13 protein-coding genes and 4 tRNA genes are annotated in these 19,872 nt (G+C 60.8%); 1 reads left to right on the forward strand and 16 read right to left on the reverse strand.

Going from position 1 to position 19,872, the window contains the following annotated elements; translation table 11 throughout:
• Positions 1–82 precede the first annotated feature (82 nt).
• From rpsG to BDO18943_RS25945, 16 genes are all read right to left on the reverse strand, one after another.
• Complete coding sequence (rpsG, locus tag BDO18943_RS25870; RefSeq protein ID WP_006477195.1) at positions 83–553, reverse strand: 30S ribosomal protein S7; 471 nt, start codon at positions 551–553, stop codon at positions 83–85.
• Between the two features lie 172 nt (positions 554–725).
• On the reverse strand, positions 726–1,106 hold the full coding sequence (rpsL, locus tag BDO18943_RS25875) for a 30S ribosomal protein S12 (protein ID WP_006400662.1): 381 nt from the start codon (positions 1,104–1,106) through the stop codon (positions 726–728).
• Between the two features lie 226 nt (positions 1,107–1,332).
• Positions 1,333–3,180: a DNA helicase RecQ gene (gene recQ / locus BDO18943_RS25880; RefSeq protein ID WP_043191862.1), complete on the reverse strand. Its 1,848-nt coding sequence runs from the start codon at positions 3,178–3,180 to the stop codon at positions 1,333–1,335.
• A 320-nt stretch (positions 3,181–3,500) separates the two neighbouring features.
• A complete protein-coding gene (gene rpoC, locus BDO18943_RS25885; protein ID WP_175024575.1) occupies positions 3,501–7,745 on the reverse strand; it encodes a DNA-directed RNA polymerase subunit beta' in 4,245 nt (1,414 codons plus the stop codon).
• Between the two features lie 21 nt (positions 7,746–7,766).
• Positions 7,767–11,873: a DNA-directed RNA polymerase subunit beta gene (gene rpoB, locus BDO18943_RS25890; protein WP_175024576.1), complete on the reverse strand. Its 4,107-nt coding sequence runs from the start codon at positions 11,871–11,873 to the stop codon at positions 7,767–7,769.
• 377 nt (positions 11,874–12,250) lie between these two features.
• On the reverse strand, positions 12,251–12,625 hold the full coding sequence (gene rplL / locus BDO18943_RS25895; protein WP_009687178.1) for a 50S ribosomal protein L7/L12: 375 nt from the start codon (positions 12,623–12,625) through the stop codon (positions 12,251–12,253).
• 63 nt (positions 12,626–12,688) lie between these two features.
• Positions 12,689–13,186 carry a 50S ribosomal protein L10 gene (gene rplJ, locus BDO18943_RS25900; protein ID WP_021161756.1) on the reverse strand — a complete coding sequence of 166 codons (498 nt, stop codon included), beginning with the start codon at positions 13,184–13,186 and terminating at the stop codon, positions 12,689–12,691.
• 295 nt (positions 13,187–13,481) lie between these two features.
• Positions 13,482–14,180 (reverse strand): 50S ribosomal protein L1, encoded by a 699-nt coding sequence (rplA, locus tag BDO18943_RS25905; RefSeq protein WP_006482906.1) that lies wholly within the window; start codon positions 14,178–14,180, stop codon positions 13,482–13,484.
• Entirely contained in the window at positions 14,181–14,612 is a 432-nt protein-coding gene (gene rplK, locus BDO18943_RS25910) for a 50S ribosomal protein L11 (protein WP_006477201.1), read from the reverse strand. It lies immediately after the preceding gene.
• 142 nt (positions 14,613–14,754) lie between these two features.
• Positions 14,755–15,312, reverse strand: coding sequence for a transcription termination/antitermination protein NusG (gene nusG, locus BDO18943_RS25915; RefSeq protein ID WP_006400672.1), 558 nt, complete (start codon positions 15,310–15,312; stop codon positions 14,755–14,757).
• A 1-nt stretch (position 15,313) separates the two neighbouring features.
• Entirely contained in the window at positions 15,314–15,694 is a 381-nt protein-coding gene (secE, locus tag BDO18943_RS25920) for a preprotein translocase subunit SecE (RefSeq protein WP_006482892.1), read from the reverse strand.
• A gap of 43 nt (positions 15,695–15,737) precedes the next feature.
• A tRNA-Trp gene (locus BDO18943_RS25925) sits at positions 15,738–15,813 on the reverse strand.
• 59 nt (positions 15,814–15,872) lie between these two features.
• Positions 15,873–17,063, reverse strand: coding sequence for an elongation factor Tu (tuf, locus tag BDO18943_RS25930; RefSeq protein ID WP_011350666.1), 1,191 nt, complete (start codon positions 17,061–17,063; stop codon positions 15,873–15,875).
• Between the two features lie 66 nt (positions 17,064–17,129).
• A tRNA-Thr gene (locus BDO18943_RS25935) sits at positions 17,130–17,204 on the reverse strand.
• 24 nt (positions 17,205–17,228) lie between these two features.
• A tRNA-Gly gene (locus BDO18943_RS25940) sits at positions 17,229–17,302 on the reverse strand.
• Between the two features lie 44 nt (positions 17,303–17,346).
• A tRNA-Tyr gene (locus tag BDO18943_RS25945) sits at positions 17,347–17,432 on the reverse strand.
• Between the two features lie 962 nt (positions 17,433–18,394).
• Between BDO18943_RS25945 and BDO18943_RS25950 the strand changes: the two genes are divergently transcribed.
• Entirely contained in the window at positions 18,395–19,360 is a 966-nt protein-coding gene (locus tag BDO18943_RS25950) for a phytanoyl-CoA dioxygenase family protein (RefSeq protein WP_175024577.1), read from the forward strand.
• Positions 19,361–19,872: the final 512 nt, after the last annotated feature.

Consider the following 19,872-nt stretch of genomic DNA (forward strand, 5'->3'; position numbering starts at 1 on the left):
TCGTGCTTCAACACAAACGGGCGAGGCGCCTGAAAAGCGCACCCGCCCGGAATTTATTTCCGCTAAAAGCCCAGCCAGGCGCTTAGAAACGGAAATGCGAGAACGCGCGGTTGGCTTCTGCCATGCGGTGAACTTCGTCGCGCTTCTTCATCGCGCCGCCACGGCCTTCGGCCGCTTCGGAGAGTTCACCTGCCAGGCGCAGGGCCATCGACTTCTCGCTACGCTTCTTCGCAGCCTCACGCAGCCAGCGCATCGCCAATGCCATACGACGCGACGGGCGCACTTCGACCGGAACTTGATAGTTGGCACCACCAACGCGACGGCTCTTCACTTCGACCACCGGCTTGACGTTGTTGAGCGCAACCGTGAACACTTCCAGCGGGTCCTTGCCACCCTTGGTCTGGATTTGTTCGAATGCGCCATAAACGATGCGCTCTGCGACCGACTTCTTGCCGGACAGCATCAGCATGTTCATGAACTTGGCTACATCAACGTTACCGAACTTCGGATCCGGCAACACTTCCCGCTTGGGGACTTCGCGACGACGCGGCATGATTCTTCCTTTACTTGTTCAGTTGGAGCTGGTTCCAGCTCCGCGGCCACCAACAAACCCGATCACATCTTCACGACTAACCAGCTTGGCCGGGTGACCACTTACTCGACAGCACCGGCAATCCGGCACTCCCGCCTTGACCGCCCTGCGGCGATCCCTGATCAAAAACTGCTTACTTGGCAGCCTTTGCACGCTTCGCGCCGTACTTCGAGCGCGCTTGCTTACGGTCCTTGACGCCCTGGGTATCCAGCGAGCCGCGAACCATGTGGTAACGCACACCCGGCAAGTCCTTGACACGGCCGCCGCGGATCAGCACAACCGAGTGTTCCTGCAGGTTGTGGCCTTCACCGCCGATGTACGAAATCACTTCGAAGCCGTTCGTCAGACGAACCTTGGCGACCTTACGGAGTGCCGAGTTCGGCTTCTTCGGCGTCGTCGTGTACACACGGGTGCACACGCCGCGACGCTGGGGGCAGTCCTGCAGGGCCGGGCTCTTGCTCTTCGTCGTTTCCGACTGACGGCCTTTGCGAACCAGTTGGTTGATGGTTGGCATTGTTTATTCCTGAAATTGAACAAAATCTGCGCATCGATTTCGGGCAAAGCGAGAATCGGCGCACAGTTGACTTCCGAACCGGCGAAACGGGGCGATCTTTCGAACGCAACTCGGCCCACCGAATACCGGAACCCAGCATCATATTCCGGAAATACCAACTAAGTCAACGGCTTGCGTGATTCGCCGGCCGGACATGCGGTTTACCGGAAGGGTCGGAACACCGGTGTCAGGCCGACTCGACGACGTCGATGATCTCGTCGCCGAAGCGCTCCAGCTTGCGCACGCCCATGCCGGGGATATGGCGCAGGTCGTCGATCGACTCTGGCGCATTGCGTGCGATCTCGGCGAGCGTCGCGTCGTGGAAGATCACGTAGGCCGGCACGCCGTCCGTCTTCGCGGTTTCCGCACGCCATGCGCGCAGCGCATCCCACCGTGCGCGCTCACGCGTGCCCATGCCGGCCGTCGGATCGACGCGCGTACCGCTGCGGCTCGACGACTGGCGCGTACGCTGCGGCTTCACGTAGCGGCGCAGCGTGACCTTCTCCTCGTTCTTCAGCACGGGCTTCGCGGCCTCGGTCAGCACGAGCGCGCCGAAGCCGCCATGATCGACGGCCAGGTAGCCGTACGCGACGAGCTGCCGGAAAATCGCGCGCCACTCCGGCTCCGACAGCGACGCACCGATGCCGAACGTCGTGAGCTGGTCGTGGCCGCGCTGCAACACCTTCTCGGTGCGCCCGCCGCGCAGGATCTCGATCAGGTGGCTCGAGCCGAAATTGAAGCCGCTCGCGCGCTGCGCGCGGAACACGCACGACAGTGCCATCTGCGCCTCACGCGTTGCATCCCACGAAGCGGGCGGCTCAAGGCACGTGTCGCAGTTGCCGCACGGCTTGCTCTCTTCGCCGAAGTAGTTCAGCAGCCGCACGCGGCGGCACGAGATCGTCTCGCACAGCCCGAGCAGCGCGTCGAGCTTCGACGTCTGGACGCGCTTGTGTGCGTCGTCCGCATCGGACTCGTCGATCATCTTGCGCTGCTGGACGACGTCGCCGAGACCGTACGCCATCCACGCATTCGCGGGCATCCCGTCGCGGCCGGCGCGGCCCGTTTCCTGGTAGTACCCTTCGACGCTCTTCGGCAGATCCAGGTGTGCGACGAAGCGCACGTCCGGTTTGTCGATGCCCATGCCGAACGCGATCGTCGCGCACATCACGATGCCTTCCTCGCGCTGGAACATTTCCTGGTGCTTCTGCCGCACCTCGAACTCCATCCCTGCGTGATACGGCAGCGCACGCACGCCCTGCGCCTTCAGCCATTCGGCCGTTTCCTCGACCTTGCGGCGCGACAGGCAATAGACGACGCCCGCATCCGTCGTACCGTCGGCATTCGTGTGTTCGGCGCGGATGAAATCGAGCAGCTGCGAACGTGCGTTGTCCTTTTCGACGATCCGGTAGCGGATGTTCGGGCGATCGAAGCTCGACACGAACACGCGCGCGTCGTCGAGCGCGAGACGGTGGATGATCTCGTCGCGCGTGATGGCATCGGCCGTGGCGGTGAGCGCGACACGTGGAACCGACGGGAACCGCTCGTGCAGCACCGACAGCTGGATGTATTCCGGGCGGAAATCGTGCCCCCATTGCGACACGCAATGCGCCTCGTCGATCGCGAACAGGCCGATCTTCGCGCGCTCGAGCAGGTCGAGGAAGCGCCCCGTCATCAGCCGTTCCGGTGCGACGTACAGCAGGTCGATTTCGCCTTCGCGCAACGCGCGCTCGGTCGCCGCGGCCTCGGCACCCGACAGCGTGGAATTGAGGTACGCCGCGCGCACGCCGACTTCGCTGAGTGCGGCGACCTGATCCTGCATCAGCGCGATCAGCGGCGACACGACGATGCCCGCGCCCTGCCCGGCCTCGCGGCGCAGCAGCGCCGGAATCTGGTAGCACAGCGACTTGCCGCCGCCGGTCGGCATCAGCACGAGGCAATCGCCACCGCCGGCGACGTGTTCGACGATCTCGCCCTGCTGGCCGCGAAATGCGGGGTAACCAAATACTTCGTCGAGGATTTCGAGGGCGCGGGACATGAATGAGGACAGGGACGGCTAAACGATGACCGCAATTTTAACAACCCGCTCGCGCGACGCGTGGCGAATCGTGCAGTTTTGGCCGGTTGGCCAGGTTCGTTCGCGCGCATGACGGGCCTGCCAGGGCCGCGCTGCGAGTGATTGCGATGGCTGCGGCGGCACCTGCAGCCAGGCGGCGCCTGGCTCGCAAGCAACCTCCGGCGGCACGGTACAAGTCCGTCATGCGCGAGAACGACAGATGAAAAAAAACCGCCCGGCAGAACCGGGCGGTTTCGATGACAGCGATGACAGCAAGGCAAGGCGGCTCGCGCCGCCCGCGCTTACTCGGCTGCCGGGTGTTGCTGCGGCTCTTCTGCCGGCGCGCTCGGCGTGCCGAAGTCGAATGCCTCTTCCGCTGCGATCTGGTCGAAACGCTCGCGATCCGACGATTCCTTCGCCTTGCGTGCCTTGTGGAACGCGAGACCCGTACCAGCCGGAATCAGACGGCCGACGATCACGTTTTCCTTCAGGCCGCGCAGATCGTCGCGCTTGCCCATGATCGCCGCTTCGGTCAGCACGCGGGTCGTTTCCTGGAACGATGCCGCGGAGATGAACGAGTCGGTCGACAGCGATGCCTTCGTGATACCGAGCAGTACGTTGTCGTACGAAGCCGGACGCTTGTCCTCGGCGATCATGCGATCGTTCTCGTCCAGCATGTCGGAACGCTCGACCTGTTCGCCCGGGATGAAGCGCGTATCGCCGTTGTCGGTGATCTGCACACGACGCAGCATCTGGCGAACGATCACCTCGATGTGCTTGTCGTTGATCTTCACGCCCTGCAGACGATACACGTCCTGCACTTCGTCGACGATGTAGCGCGACAGCGCCTCGATACCCTGCAGACGCAGGATGTCGTGCGGATCGGCCGGACCGTCCACGATCATTTCGCCCTTGTTGACGACCTGAGCATCGTGAACCAGAACCTGCTTTTCCTTCGCGATCAGGAACTCGTGCTGGTTGCCCTCGAGATCCGTGATGACGAGACGCTGCTTGCCCTTCGTGTCCTTACCGAACGACGTCGTACCGGTGACTTCCGCGAGAATGCCGGCATCCTTCGGCGAACGCGCTTCGAACAGTTCCGCCACCCGCGGCAGACCGCCGGTAATGTCACGCGTCTTCTGCGCTTCCGTCGGGATACGTGCGAGCACTTCACCGACCTGCACTTGCTGACCGTCCTTCACGGTGATCAGTGCGCCGACCTGGAAGCCGATCTGCACCGCATGCTCCGTGCCCGGGATCTTCACTTCGTCGCCGTTCGCGTCGAGCAGCTTCACCTGCGGACGCACGCTCTTCGAAGCCTGCGAACCGCGGCGCTTCACGTCGATCACGACCAGGGTCGACAGACCGGTCACGTCGTCGATCTGCTTCGCGACGGTCACGCCTTCCTCGACGTTCTCGAACTTCACCGTACCACCGTATTCGGTGATGATCGGACGCGTCATCGGATCCCACGTCGCCAGCTGCGTGCCGGCCTTGATCGCCGCGCCGTCGAGCTGCAGCAGCGTCGCGCCGTACGGGACCTTGTGACGCTCGCGCTCGCGGCCGTAATCGTCGGTGATCAGCGCCTCGCCCGAACGGGAGATGACGATCTGCTCGCCCTTCGCGTTGGTGACGTAACGCATCGTCGCCGTGAAGCGCAGGATACCGTTGCTCTTCGCTTCGACCGACGAAGCCACTGCCGCACGCGATGCCGCACCACCGATGTGGAACGTACGCATCGTCAGCTGCGTGCCCGGCTCACCGATCGACTGTGCCGCGATCACGCCGACTGCTTCGCCGACGTTCACGAGCGAACCGCGGCCGAGGTCACGGCCGTAGCAGGCTGCGCACAGGCCGTAACGCGTTTCGCAGGTCAGCGGCGTGCGCACGCGCACTTCGTCGATGCCGAGGCGTTCGATTTCCTCGACCGCCGTTTCGTCGAGCAGCATGCCCGATTCGTACACCGTTTCCTGCGTTTCCGGGTTCACGACGTCCGCGACCGCAACGCGGCCGAGGATACGGTCACGCAGCGCTTCGACGACTTCACCGCCTTCGACGAGTGCCTTCATTGCCACGCCGTTCGACGTGCCGCAATCGTCTTCCACCACGACCAGATCCTGCGTGACGTCGACGAGACGACGCGTCAGGTAACCCGAGTTCGCGGTCTTCAGTGCCGTATCAGCCAGACCCTTACGTGCACCGTGGGTCGAGATGAAGTACTGCAACACGTTCAGACCTTCGCGGAAGTTCGCGGTAATCGGCGTCTCGATAATCGAGCCGTCCGGCTTCGCCATCAGGCCACGCATACCGGCCAGCTGACGAATCTGCACCGCCGAACCCCGGGCGCCCGAGTCGGCCATCATGTAGATCGAGTTGAACGACTCCTGGCGGGTGGCGTTGCCGTCGCGGTCCGTCACTGGCTCCGTCGACAGCTGCTCCATCATCGCCTTGCCGACCGCTTCCGACGTTGCCGACCAGATGTCGACCACGTTGTTGTAGCGTTCCTGCGCGGTGACGAGACCCGACATGTACTGGCGGTCGTACTCCTTCACCTTCTTCGCGGCGTCGCCGACGATCGTTTCCTTCTGCGGCGGCACGAGCATGTCGTCGACGCAGATCGAGATGCCGGCGCGCGTCGCGAGACGGAAGCCCGACTGCATCAGCTGGTCGGCGAACACCACCGTCGCGCGCAGACCGCACTTGCGGAATGCCGTGTTGATCAGGCGCGAGATTTCCTTCTTCTTCAGCGGCTTGTTCAGCACCGAGAACGGCAGGCCGTGCGGCAGGATCTCCGACAGGATCGCGCGACCGACGGTCGTCGCGTACAGCGAGATCTTCGGCACGAACGCCGGCGCGCCTTCCGACTTGTCTTCGTTGTGGACCATTTCGGTGATCCGCACGTTGACGCGCGAGGCCAGCTCGACTTCCTTGTTCTCGTACGCGCGGATCGCTTCCGACACGCCGGTGAACGACAGGCCTTCGCCCTTGCCGTTGATCGCTTCGCGGGTCGCGTAGTACAGACCCAGCACGATATCCTGCGACGGCACGATCGACGGATCGCCGTTGGCCGGGAACAGCACGTTGTTCGACGCGAGCATCAGCGTGCGCGCTTCCATCTGCGCTTCGAGCGACAGCGGCACGTGAACGGCCATCTGGTCACCGTCGAAGTCGGCGTTGAACGCCGCGCAGACGAGCGGGTGCAGCTGAATTGCCTTGCCTTCGATCAGCACCGGCTCGAACGCCTGGATACCGAGACGGTGCAGCGTCGGCGCACGGTTCAGCATCACCGGGTGCTCGCGGATCACCTCTTCGAGGATGTCCCACACCACCGGCGTCTGGTTCTCGACTTCCTTCTTCGCAGCCTTGATGGTCGTCGCGACGCCCATCACTTCCAGCTTGTTGAAGATGAACGGCTTGAACAGCTCGAGCGCCATCAGCTTCGGCAGACCGCACTGGTGCAGCTTCAGCGTCGGGCCGACCACGATGACCGAACGGCCCGAGTAGTCGACGCGCTTGCCCAGCAGGTTCTGACGGAAACGACCGCCCTTGCCCTTGATCATGTCGGCGAGCGACTTCAGCGGACGCTTGTTCGCGCCCGTCATCGCCTTGCCGCGACGACCGTTGTCGAGCAGCGAGTCGACGGCTTCCTGCAGCATCCGCTTTTCGTTGCGGACGATGATTTCAGGTGCCTTCAGCTCGAGCAGGCGCTTCAACCGGTTGTTACGGTTGATCACGCGGCGATACAGGTCGTTCAGGTCCGACGTCGCGAAACGGCCGCCGTCCAGCGGCACGAGCGGACGCAGTTCCGGCGGCAGCACCGGCAGCACTTCGAGGATCATCCACTCGGGCTTGATGCCCGAGCGCTGGAATGCCTCGAGAACCTTCAGGCGCTTCGCGTACTTCTTGATCTTCGCTTCCGAGCCGGTGTTCTTCAGCTCGGTGCGCAGCGTCTCGACCTGCTCGTCGATGTTGATCGCGCGCAGCAGTTCACGCACGCCTTCCGCGCCCATTTCGGCACGGAATTCGTCGCCGTATTCCTCGACCTTGTTGTAGTAATCCTCTTCGGTCATGATCTGCCGCGCCTTCAGCGGCGTCATGCCCGGTTCGATCACCACGTATGCTTCGAAGTACAGCACGCGTTCGATGTCGCGCAGCGTCATGTCGAGCACCATGCCCAGACGCGACGGCAGCGACTTCAGGAACCAGATGTGCGCGACCGGCGAGGCCAGTTCGATGTGGCCCATCCGTTCGCGACGCACCTTCGCCAGCGTCACTTCGACGCCGCACTTCTCGCAGATCACGCCGCGGTGCTTCAGACGCTTGTACTTGCCGCACAGGCACTCGTAGTCCTTGATCGGCCCGAAGATCTTCGCGCAGAAGAGACCATCGCGTTCCGGCTTGAACGTACGGTAGTTGATGGTCTCCGGCTTCTTCACCTCACCGAACGACCACGAACGGATCTTGTCCGGCGAGGCCAGACCGATCTTGATCGCGTCGAAAACTTCTTCCTGTTGGACTTGCTTGAATAGATCGAGCAGAGCTTTCATTGCTTTCTCTCCGTAGTCCGATTAATTGCGGTCGAGATCGATATCGATACCGAGCGAGCGGATTTCCTTCACGAGCACGTTGAAGGATTCCGGCATGCCTGCATCGATCACGTGATCGCCCTTGACCAGGTTCTCATAGACCTTGGTCCGGCCGTTCACGTCGTCCGACTTCACCGTCAGCATTTCCTGCAGCACGTAGGACGCGCCGTACGCTTCGAGTGCCCACACTTCCATTTCACCGAAACGCTGGCCACCGAACTGCGCCTTACCACCCAGCGGCTGCTGCGTGACGAGCGAGTACGGGCCGGTCGAACGCGCGTGCATCTTGTCGTCGACCAAGTGGTGCAGCTTCAGGTAGTGCATGTAGCCGAGCGTCACACGACGTTCGAACATTTCACCCGTGCGGCCGTCGTACAGACGGACCTGGTTCTTCGACGGGTTCATGCCGAGCTGTTCAGCGATGTCGTCCGGGAACGCGAGGTCGAGCATCTTGCCCATTTCTTCCTCGGTCGCACCGTCAAACACCGGCGTTGCGAACGGCACGCCTTCGCGCAGGTTCTTCGCGAGTTCGAGGATCTCTTCGTCGGTGAAGCTTTCCAGGTCTTCCTGGCGGCCCGAGTCGTTGTAGATCTTCGTGAGGAACACGCGCATTTCCTCGATCTTCGCCTGACGCTGCAGCATTTCGCCGATACGCCAGCCGAGGCCCTTCGCGGCCCAGCCGAGGTGCACTTCCAGAACCTGACCCACGTTCATCCGCGACGGAACGCCCAGCGGGTTCAGCACGACGTCTGCCGGACGGCCATCGGCCATGTACGGCATGTCTTCGATCGGGACGATCTTCGACACGACACCCTTGTTACCGTGACGGCCTGCCATCTTGTCGCCAGGCTGCAGGCGACGCTTGACCGCGAGGTACACCTTGACCATCTTCAGCACGCCCGGCGGCAGTTCGTCGCCTTGCGTGAGCTTCTTGCGCTTCTCTTCGAACGCGAGGTCGAACTGGTGACGCTTTTCTTCGATCGAGTTCTTGATCGCTTCGAGCTGCGCCGCTGCTTCGTCGTCCGCGAGGCGGATGTCGAACCAGTGGTAGTGGTCGAGGTCTTCCAGGTAAGCCTGGTCGATCTTCGTGCCCTTCGCGAGCTTCTTCGGACCGCCGTTCGCGACCTTGCCCACGAGCATGCGTGCGAGACGCTGGAACGCGTCGCCTTCCACGATGCGCAGCTGGTCGTTCAGGTCAAGACGATAGCGCTTCAGTTCGTCATCGATGATCTGTTGCGCACGCTTGTCGCGCTGGATGCCTTCACGCGTGAACACCTGGACGTCGATCACGGTGCCGCTCATGCCCGACGGCACGCGCAGCGACGTGTCCTTCACGTCCGAAGCCTTCTCGCCGAAAATCGCGCGCAGCAGCTTCTCTTCCGGCGTCAGCTGGGTTTCGCCCTTCGGCGTGACCTTGCCGACCATCACGTCGCCCGCTTCGACTTCCGCACCGATGTACACGATGCCCGATTCGTCGAGACGGCCGAGCTGGACTTCCGCCAGGTTCGAGATGTCGCGCGTGATTTCTTCCGGTCCGAGCTTCGTGTCGCGTGCAACGACGTTCAGCTCTTCGATGTGGATCGACGTGTAGCGATCGTCCGCAACGACCTTCTCCGAGATCAGGATCGAATCCTCGAAGTTGTAGCCGTTCCACGGCATGAACGCGATCAGCATGTTCTGGCCGAGCGCGAGCTCACCCAGGTCCGTCGAGGCGCCGTCGGCCAGCACGTCGCCGCGCGAGACCTTGTCGCCCATCTTCACGATCGGACGCTGGTTGATGTTCGTGTTCTGGTTCGAACGCGTGTACTTGATCAGGTTGTAGATGTCGACACCGACTTCACCTGCGACTGCTTCGTCGTCGTTCACGCGAATCACGATACGGCCTGCGTCGACATAGTCGACGACGCCGCCACGGAACGCCTGAACCGTCGTACCCGAGTCGACCGCACAGGTGCGCTCGATGCCCGTACCGACGACCGGCTTTTCCGGACGCAGACACGGCACGGCCTGACGCTGCATGTTCGAACCCATCAGTGCACGGTTCGCGTCATCGTGCTCAAGGAACGGAATCAGCGAAGCTGCCACCGACACGATCTGCGACGGCGCAACGTCCATGTACTGGATACGGTCCGGCGTGACCATCATCGTTTCGCCGGCTTCACGCGACGACACGAGTTCGTCGATCAGCTGGCCGTTCTCGTCGATCGCGGCGTTCGCCTGCGCGATCATGTAACGGCCTTCTTCGATCGCCGACAGGTAGTCGATCTGGTCGGTCACCTTGCTGTCCACGACCTTGCGGTACGGCGTCTCGAGGAAGCCGTACTCGTTCAGGTGCGCATACAGTGCGAGCGAGTTGATCAGACCGATGTTCGGACCTTCCGGCGTTTCGATCGGGCACACGCGGCCATAGTGGGTCGGGTGCACGTCGCGGACTTCAAAGCCTGCGCGCTCGCGCGTCAGACCGCCCGGGCCCAGTGCGGAAACACGGCGCTTGTGCGTGATTTCCGACAGCGGGTTGGTCTGGTCCATAAACTGCGACAGCTGCGACGAACCGAAGAACTCGCGGATCGCCGACGAAATCGGCTTCGAGTTGATCAGGTCGTGCGGCATCAGGTTTTCGCTTTCGGCCTGGCCGAGGCGTTCCTTGACCGCGCGTTCGACACGCACGAGACCCGCGCGGAACTGGTTTTCCGCCAGTTCGCCGACGCAACGCACACGACGGTTGCCGAGGTGGTCGATGTCGTCGACTTCGCCCTTGCCGTTGCGCAGCTCGACGAGGATCTTGATCGTCGCGAGGATGTCGTCGTCCTGCAGCGTCATCGGGCCGGTGATCTCGTCACGGCTGACGCGGCGGTTGAACTTCATACGGCCGACCTTCGACAGGTCGTACGCTTCTTCGCTGTAGAACAGACGGTTGAACAGTGCCTCGACCGCTTCTTCGGTCGGCGGCTCGCCCGGACGCATCATGCGGTAGATCGCAATGCGCGCGGCAGTCCGGTCGGTCGTTTCGTCGACACGCAGCGTCGACGAGATGTACGGGCCCTGGTCCAGGTCGTTCGTGTAGAGCGTCTGGATGTCCTTGATGCCCGCTTCGCGCAGCTTCTCGAGCACGCTTTCCGTGACTTCGTCGTTCGCGCTCGCGATCACTTCGCCGGTATCGCCGTCGACGACGTTCTTCGCCAGCACGCGGCCGAGCAGATAGTCTTCCGGCACCGAGATGAACTTGGTCTTCGCGGCTTCGAGGTCGCGAATGTGCTTCGCGTTGATCCGCTTGTCCTTCTGGACAATGACCTTGCCATCACGATCCGTGATGTCGAAACGCGCGACTTCACCACGCAGGCGCTCGGGCACGAACTCGAGTTGCGCGCCTTCGTCCATCAGCGTGAAGTTGTCGAACACGAAGAAGTTCGCGAGGATCTGTTCCGGCGTGAGGCCGATGGCCTTCAGCAGGATCGTGACCGGCATCTTGCGGCGACGGTCGACGCGGAAGTACAGGATGTCCTTCGGGTCGAATTCGAAGTCGAGCCACGAGCCGCGGTACGGAATGATCCGTGCCGAGAACAGCAGCTTGCCCGAGCTGTGCGTCTTGCCCTTGTCGTGTTCGAAGAACACGCCCGGCGAACGGTGCAGCTGCGAGACGATGACACGCTCGGTGCCGTTGATGACGAACGAGCCCGTCGGCGTCATGAGCGGCATTTCGCCCATGTACACTTCCTGCTCTTTCACTTCCTTGACGACCGGCTTGTTCGGCGATTCCTTGTCGAGGATGACAAGGCGGACCTTCGCGCGCAGCGCGGAGCAGTACGTCAGGCCACGCTGCTGGCATTCCTTGATGTTGAATGCCGGCGCGGACAACGCATAGCTCACGAACTCGAGGCGCGCGAAACCGTTGTGCGAAACAATGGGAAATACCGATGTGAACGCGGCCTGCAAACCTTCAGGCTTGCGTTGCGTGGCCGGCACATCGGCTTGCAGAAACGTGCTGAATGATTCAAGCTGGGTAGCCAGCAAGAAAGGAACTTGGTGAACGATGGGGCGCTTCGCGAAACTCTTGCGAATGCGCTTCTTCTCGGTGAAGGAATATTGCATACGATCTCCGAATCACGGCGGGTGCTATCGAGGCGGAATACCTCGACGTTTCAAACCCGAGTGTTCACCGACTGAGACCCGATGGCCGTCCGACGGCTTGAACGAGCCGAGAAGCTTGGTGGTTGGCCGCTACCAACCGCTGGCTGACGGCAGCGGATGCCTGTGTTGCCCGCTACCCGACCAAACTTGCCTTCTGCAGTCGCTTCAGAAGACAAAGAGAACCGCCATTCGTGATCAATGACAACGATCAGGCGGTTTTCTTTGGCTTCTGGGGCCGATTATTCGGGCTCCCGAATGAGTGCCAGAATAACGTCCCCACAAAGCACAAAAAGGCCGGCGGTGTAAATACCGCCAGCCTTCGCACAGCGCGCCGAAACTTACTTGACTTCGACCTTCGCGCCTGCGTCTTCCAGCTTCTTCTTGGCTTCTTCAGCAGCAGCCTTGTCGACGCCTTCCTTGACAGCCTTCGGTGCGCCGTCAACGACGTCCTTCGCTTCCTTCAGGCCCAGGCCCGTCAGTTCGCGAACTGCCTTGATGACTGCAACCTTGTTGCTGCCTGCTTCAGCCAGAACGACCGTGAATTCGGTCTTCTCTTCTGCTGCAGCAGCTGCGCCGCCGCCTGCCGGGCCAGCGACTGCCACTGCAGCTGCCGACACGCCAAACTTCTCTTCGAATGCCTTGACCAGTTCGTTCAGTTCCAGAACGGTCATCCCTTCGACTGCTGCCAGGATGTCTTCTTTTGCGATTGCCATTTGAAATACTCCTAAATTGAATTCGGATACAGCCAGCGATCAATGACGCTGATGCACGTTCGATTACGCAGCTTCCGCTTGCTTCTTCTCGGCCAGCGCGGCCAGAGCACGCGCGAAGCCCGAAACAGGCGATTGCATAACGAACAGCAGCTTCGAGAGCAGTTCTTCGCGGCTCGGGATGCTTGCCAGCGCTTGCACGCCAGCCTTGTCCATCACCTTGCCATCGAACGAACCAGCCTTGATGACCAACTTGTCATTGCTCTTGCTGAAGTCGTTGACGACCTTAGCAGCAGCAATTGCATCTTCCGAGATGCCGTAGATCAACGGGCCAGTCATCTGCTCTGCCAGCGGAGCAAACGGCGTACCTTCAACAGCGCGACGCGCCAGCGTGTTCTTCAACACGCGCAGGTAAACCTGTTGCTCACGCGCTTTCGCGCGCAGCTTGGTCAGATCGCCAACCGCAATTCCACGATACTCAGCCAGCACAACGGTCTGGGCCTTCGCGACTTGCGCGGAAACCTCAGCGACGACGGCTTGCTTGTCTTCTCTATTAAGCGGCACGGTTAGCCTCCAGAAACGATACGCTCGGCACGAAACCTCACGTACCTCGTTCAACAACGGCGTCCGACCTCGTTAGGAGTATTTCCACCTCACGCCGGGAATCGCTTCACGGCCTGCGGCTTCACCACTGCAAAACTTTCTCGGGTTCGCCATCTGCGTTGGCTTGAATTAAGGGATCACCTGACTGCTGCGCCCCACCAACGGTCTTTGATAACCGGTTGTTCGCCCTGCTGCACGAACAACCGCCCAAAGCCCATGTAGGCCGCTTCGCGAACGAAGCGGCCCGAATACTTGCTTACTGTGCTGCCAGCGTAGCCTGGTCGACACGCACGCCAACGCCCATCGTGCTCGACAGTGCGATCTTGCGCAGGTAGACGCCCTTGCTCGTTGCCGGCTTAGCCTTCTGCAGCGCTTCGATCAGCGCCGACAGGTTCGAACGCAGTGCGGTCGGCTCGAACGATGCACGGCCGATGGTCGCGTGGATGATACCGGCCTTGTCGACACGGAATTGCACCTGACCAGCCTTCGCGTTCTTGACGGCGGTTGCGACGTCCGGCGTGACCGTACCGACCTTCGGGTTCGGCATCAGGCCGCGCGGGCCGAGGATCTGACCGAGCGTACCGACGATACGCATCGTGTCCGGCGAAGCGATCACGATGTCGAAGTCCATCTGGCCAGCCTTGATCTGCTCTGCCAGGTCTTCCATACCGACGATTTCCGCGCCTGCTGCACGAGCTTGCTCAGCCTTTTCGCCTTGCGCGAACACAGCAACGCGAACCGACTTGCCCGTACCTGCCGGCAGAACGACCGAACCACGAACGACCTGGTCCGACTTCTTCGCATCGATGCCGAGCTGGACTGCGACGTCGATCGACTCGTCGAACTTCGCGCTCGCGCATTCCTTCACGAGGCTCAGTGCGTCTTCGATCGCGTACAGCTTCTGACGATCAACCTTGGCGGCAAATGCCTGACGGCGCTTGGAGATCTTAGCCATTTACACGCCCTCCACAGTGATGCCCATCGAGCGTGCGCTACCAGCGATGGTGCGAACGGCTGCGTCCAGATCAGCTGCCGTAAGGTCCGGCATCTTGGTCTTCGCGATTTCTTCAGCTTGAGCGCGCGTGATCGAACCGACCTTGTCGGTGTGCGGCTTGCTCGAGCCCTTGTCCACCTTCGCCGCCTTCTTGATCAGGACGGTCGCCGGCGGCGTCTTCATCACGAACGTGAAGCTCTTGTCAGCGAATGCCGTGATGACCACCGGCACCGGCAGACCCGGCTCCATGCCTTGAGTCTGCGCGTTGAACGCCTTGCAGAACTCCATGATGTTCAGGCCGCGCTGGCCCAGTGCCGGACCGACCGGCGGCGACGGGTTGGCTTTACCTGCAGGGATCTGCAGCTTGATAAAGCCGATAATCTTCTTTGCCATTTGTGAACCTCATTGGAACGCCAGAGAAGGCGTTCGGTGAGTAATAACGCGCTTTCGCCGCTGGCTACTGACGCTCCTCAACGGCCATGACGCGGACCGTAAGCGCGAAGGTGGGCAGCCGAGGCTGCCCACCGAATCGGGATCAAACTTTTTCGACCTGGCCGAACTCGAGTTCGACCGGAGTGGATCGGCCAAAGATGGTGACCGACACACGCACGCGCGATTTTTCGTAGTTGACTTCTTCGACGGTGCCGTTGAAGTCCGTGAACGGGCCTTCCTTGACACGCACCATCTCGCCGACTTCGAACAGGGTCTTCGGGCGCGGCTTTTCGACGCCTTCCTGCATCTGCGACATGATCTTTTCGACTTCCTTCGGGGAAATCGGGGTCGGGCGGTTACGCGCACCGCCGACGAAACCGGTGACCTTCGCGGTGTTCTTCACGAGGTGCCACGTTTCGTCCGTCATTTCCATCTCCACCAGCACGTAGCCAGGGAAGAAACGACGCTCGGTCACAGCCTTGTGGCCGCCTTTGACTTCGACCACTTCTTCGGTCGGAACCAGGATCTGACCGAATTTGTCCTGCATGCCAGCACGTTCGATGCGCTCTTGAAGCGCGCGTTGCACGCTCTTCTCCATACCGGAGTAGGCGTGCACGACGTACCAACGCTTTCCGCTCGGGGATGCCGGAGTATCGCTCATATCATTTCCAACCCAGAATCGCCGAGAAAATCACCCATTCGATCGATTTGTCACTCAACCAGAGGAAAATCGCCATCACGAGCACGAAACCGAACACGACGAGTGTGGTTTGCGTTGCTTCCTTGCGGGTGGGCCAAACGACCTTCCGGACTTCCTTGTACGAATCCTTGGCAAAGGCGATGAGGCTCTTGCCAGGGGCGGACATCAGCCCGACGGCCACGCCGGCGATGATACCTACCGCCAACGCGGCACCGCGGACATACCACTGCTGATTGGCCAGCCAGAAGAAGCCCACGAATCCGGCCAAGACCAGCAATACGCCCAGGGCCAGCATCAGCTTATCGCCGGAGGTATTTACAGTTTCGACGGATGGATTCGCCATAACACCTTAAAACAAATGCCACGTAGGACACGTGGCTATTTTTTGGCAGGGGCAGAGGGAATCGAACCCCCAACCTTCGGTTTTGGAGACCGACGCTCTGCCAGTTGAGCTATACCCCTAAACCATGCTGGGGCTGGCTGTTGCCAGCCCCAAAACTGTCGATCAACGAATAACTGGCTTACTCGATGATCTTGGCGACGACGCCGGCGCCGACCGTACGGCCGCCTTCGCGGATTGCGAAGCGCAGACCTTCTTCCATCGCGATCGGAGCGATCAGCTTCACCGTGATCGACACGTTGTCGCCCGGCATCACCATTTCCTTGTCCTTCGGCAGCTCGATCGAGCCCGTCACGTCCGTCGTACGGAAGTAGAACTGCGGACGGTAGTTGTTGAAGAACGGCGTGTGACGGCCGCCTTCGTCCTTGCTCAGCACGTACACTTCAGCCGTGAAGTGCGTGTGCGGCGTGATCGAACCCGGCTTCGCCAGAACCTGGCCACGCTCCACGTCTTCACGCTTCGTGCCGCGCAGCAGGATACCAACGTTGTCGCCCGCTTGACCTTGGTCCAGCAGCTTGCGGAACATTTCAACGCCCGTGCAGGTCGTCTTCACCGTCGGCTTGATACCGACGATTTCGATTTCTTCGCCGACCTTCACGATGCCGCGCTCAACGCGACCCGTCACAACCGTACCACGGCCCGAGATCGAGAACACGTCTTCCACCGGCATCAGGAACGCGCCATCAACTGCACGCTCCGGCGTCGGGATGTACGTGTCCAGCGCGTCGGCCAGGCTCATGATCGCCACTTCGCCCAGCTCGCCCGTGTCGCCTTCCAGCGCCAGCTTTGCCGAACCCTTCACGATCGGCGTGTCGTCGCCCGGGAAGTCGTACTTCGACAGGAGTTCGCGAACTTCCATCTCGACCAGCTCGAGCAGTTCAGCGTCGTCCACCATGTCGCACTTGTTCAGGAACACGATGATGTACGGAACGCCAACCTGACGTGCCAGCAGGATGTGCTCACGCGTCTGCGGCATCGGGCCGTCAGCTGCCGAGCAAACCAGGATCGCGCCGTCCATCTGCGCTGCGCCCGTGATCATGTTCTTCACATAGTCAGCGTGGCCCGGGCAGTCGACGTGTGCGTAGTGGCGGTTAGCCGTTTCGTACTCGACGTGTGCCGTGTTGATCGTGATGCCGCGCGCCTTTTCTTCCGGTGCCGCGTCGATCTGGTCGTATGCCTTCGCTTCGCCGCCGAACTTCTTCGTCAGAACCGTCGTGATCGCTGCCGTCAGCGTCGTCTTGCCGTGGTCAACGTGACCAATCGTACCAACGTTCACGTGCGGCTTGGTCCGCTCGAATTTACCCTTGGCCATTTTCGACTCCCAAAAGGAATTTCACAGGTTGCGCCGCGCGCAAACAAGACACTGACTTTTTACTGCTGGTGCCCATGGGCAGGATCGAACTGCCGACCTCTCCCTTACCAAGGGAGTGCTCTACCACTGAGCCACATGGGCGCTTTAAGCTTCAACTTCGCGGTCTGGAGCGGGTGAAGGGAATCGAACCCTCGTCGTAAGCTTGGAAGGCTTCTGCTCTACCATTGAGCTACACCCGCACGGGCCACAAACGATTCCGTTACCGCTCACTGCACTGATATCTTGGTGGAGGAGGTTGGATTCGAACCAACGTAGGCGTAAGCCAACAGATTTACAGTCTGCCCCCTTTAGCCACTCGGGCACCCCTCCGTAGAGAACTGACGATTATGGGGGTGCATCGCACATCTGTCAAGCACATCCGGAAGATTATTTTCACTCTCTTCCCGACACTTGCTTGACTACCGATCTCCCGGCCTTGCCCGGCTAAGGCAAGCATGGGTACTACCGATCAGCGCCGCATCTTCGTCAGACTCCGCCCTCAACGTCGATCTGCATCTACGCTGAAAACGAAAGACCGCCATCATACGACCTCTTGAGCACTCTGCCAAGCGGGTAGATGCAAATTTTTTGCAAATATCGTGCCGGGGGGCTCCGCCGACGTTGCTTCCGGTATTCGTAGGGGCTTTAGCGACATTGCTTGCGGGACACCGGAGCCTCCCGTCGAATGCCTCGATGTCGCCTGGCCGCAGGAAACGGGAGAGATGCGCGGGCGGGTTTGCGCGCGCGTCCGGTCGTTGCGCCGGACAGCGAAGCCTTGCTTCCGGTACTGAATCGCGGTTGGCGCTACGAACGCTCGGGCACGGCGGCGAGACAGCGAGCTCGCCGTGTTTGCCCCGCACGCCGAGACCAGTTGCGAGGCGCTTACGATCACTCCTTCTCCGACTTTTTGTCGAGTTTCGTGGATATCGCTTTGACGGCTCGATTGAAATTGCCGATTGCCGTTTCGAGCGTGTAACTCGGCATATGTGTGCGCCGCACAAAATCTCGAATGCGCTTTGTGATTTCGCCTGGCTCGAAATCCCATGCCCGTACTGTAGAATCGTCCAGTCGCGCTGCACCTCTGAGCGGCGCCGGAGGTACGCGAAGACTGCGTCCGGCTCACTCAAGATAGCGCACTCGACTTCGGCGAGCGCCTCAGTATCCAGCAGAAATCCCGTAAAAAAGCCGCCCGAAGGCGGCGGTTAAATCTATTCATCGTTATTCTTCGAGCAGCCAACAAGCCATAACACCGTCTGGACTTTCAAACTCCTGCGTTACCTCCGAGGAACTGCATGAACTCGATAATCTCAAAAGTCAAAAGAGCCTTTGAACGACGAGCGGCAACCCGGTCAGGCATAATCGACTGGAAAAACGAGCGAACTTACAAGCTTTGGTTTGAAGAACCCGACGCGTTAACGCGAGTTCCAGAAATCGCGGATCGGTGGGGGCTCAGCTCAGATGAGCGCGATTTGCTATCTAAGTGGGTAACAGACGGCTACTTCACGATGCCGGACGTATTTGGCCTCGCCGACCTCGAAGCCTATGCGTCAGAAGTCGATAGCGCCTGGTTCGCCGACAAAGCGATCGACGGCCTGACCATCTCGGACGTCATCGTCGACGGAGTCAAGACGACTCACATGCCGCACAGCGACCTACTTGCCCTTCCGCGCGAAACTCGCAGTCAAGCGAGAGAGGAATCGAACTGGCGCATCGGCGAGTTCCATCTGTATAACCAGGCCGCCGCGAAGATCTTTCGCAACAAGCAGGCTATCCGCATCTGTTCCGCGCTACTCGACCGCGCAGCCGTGCCGCACTTTTCGCTGACCTTTTCAAAGGGAAGCATGCAACTTCTGCATCAGGACACATGCGTCTTCCACACATGGCCGATGAATGCGCTTATCGGCGTGTGGGTCGCACTCGAAGACATCAAGCCAGGCTCTGGCCCGCTCGTCTATTTCCCGAAGTCGCACCGCGAGCCACTTTTCAGCGAGTTCGACAACTACCCGCAGACACAACGCCGCACATCACCCCCCGAGCAATCAGATCGGTATCAAGAGTACATTGAACAGGTTGCGTCGAAATACGAGCGCAATGAATTCCTCGCGAAAAAGGGCGAGGTCCTTTTCTGGCACGGGATGCTCGTGCACGGCGGCGCCGATTATGTCGCCCCAGGGAGCACGCGCAAGTCATTCGTGATCCACTACATGCCGGAAGGCGGAAACGTCGCACACCGCGTTCAAGGCCCCTTCAACTGGTGATCATTTCCAATGCCTCCCCATTCGGCGAGGGCATTGGCGATCAGGTTCCCAGGGGAATGGCGACACCTTCGGAAACGACGAAGTCGGGCGCCGGTCGCAGCACGGACAATCGCGTGCAACGACTTTCGATACGCAACTCAAACCTTCGGAACGGAAACGTTGCTTTCGGGACAACGGAGTAGCGTTACATCCGACTTCGACAGCCGGCCCTTTGCTCGGCCGCGGCACATCGCCATGCCCCTTTTAACAACATCCGCCTCTGCTGGCTGAGAAGACGTAGCCCTTAGCCGCGCCGATAGGAGCTGCTCCGCTCCGCAAGAGGGAGGTTGATCTGGCCGGTGGCGGTGGTGTGCAATGAGTGCAATGCCCTTCCCCGCACGCACGCATTTCCGTCGCCGAAATGCAAAAACCCCCGCCTTTTCGGGCGGGGGTTCTTGGCTTAGGGAGCCTGACGATTACCTACTTTCACACGGGAATCCGCACTATCATCGGCGTAGAGTCGTTTCACGGTC

The organism is Burkholderia aenigmatica (assembly GCF_902499175.1).
GTDB lineage: Bacteria > Pseudomonadota > Gammaproteobacteria > Burkholderiales > Burkholderiaceae > Burkholderia > Burkholderia aenigmatica.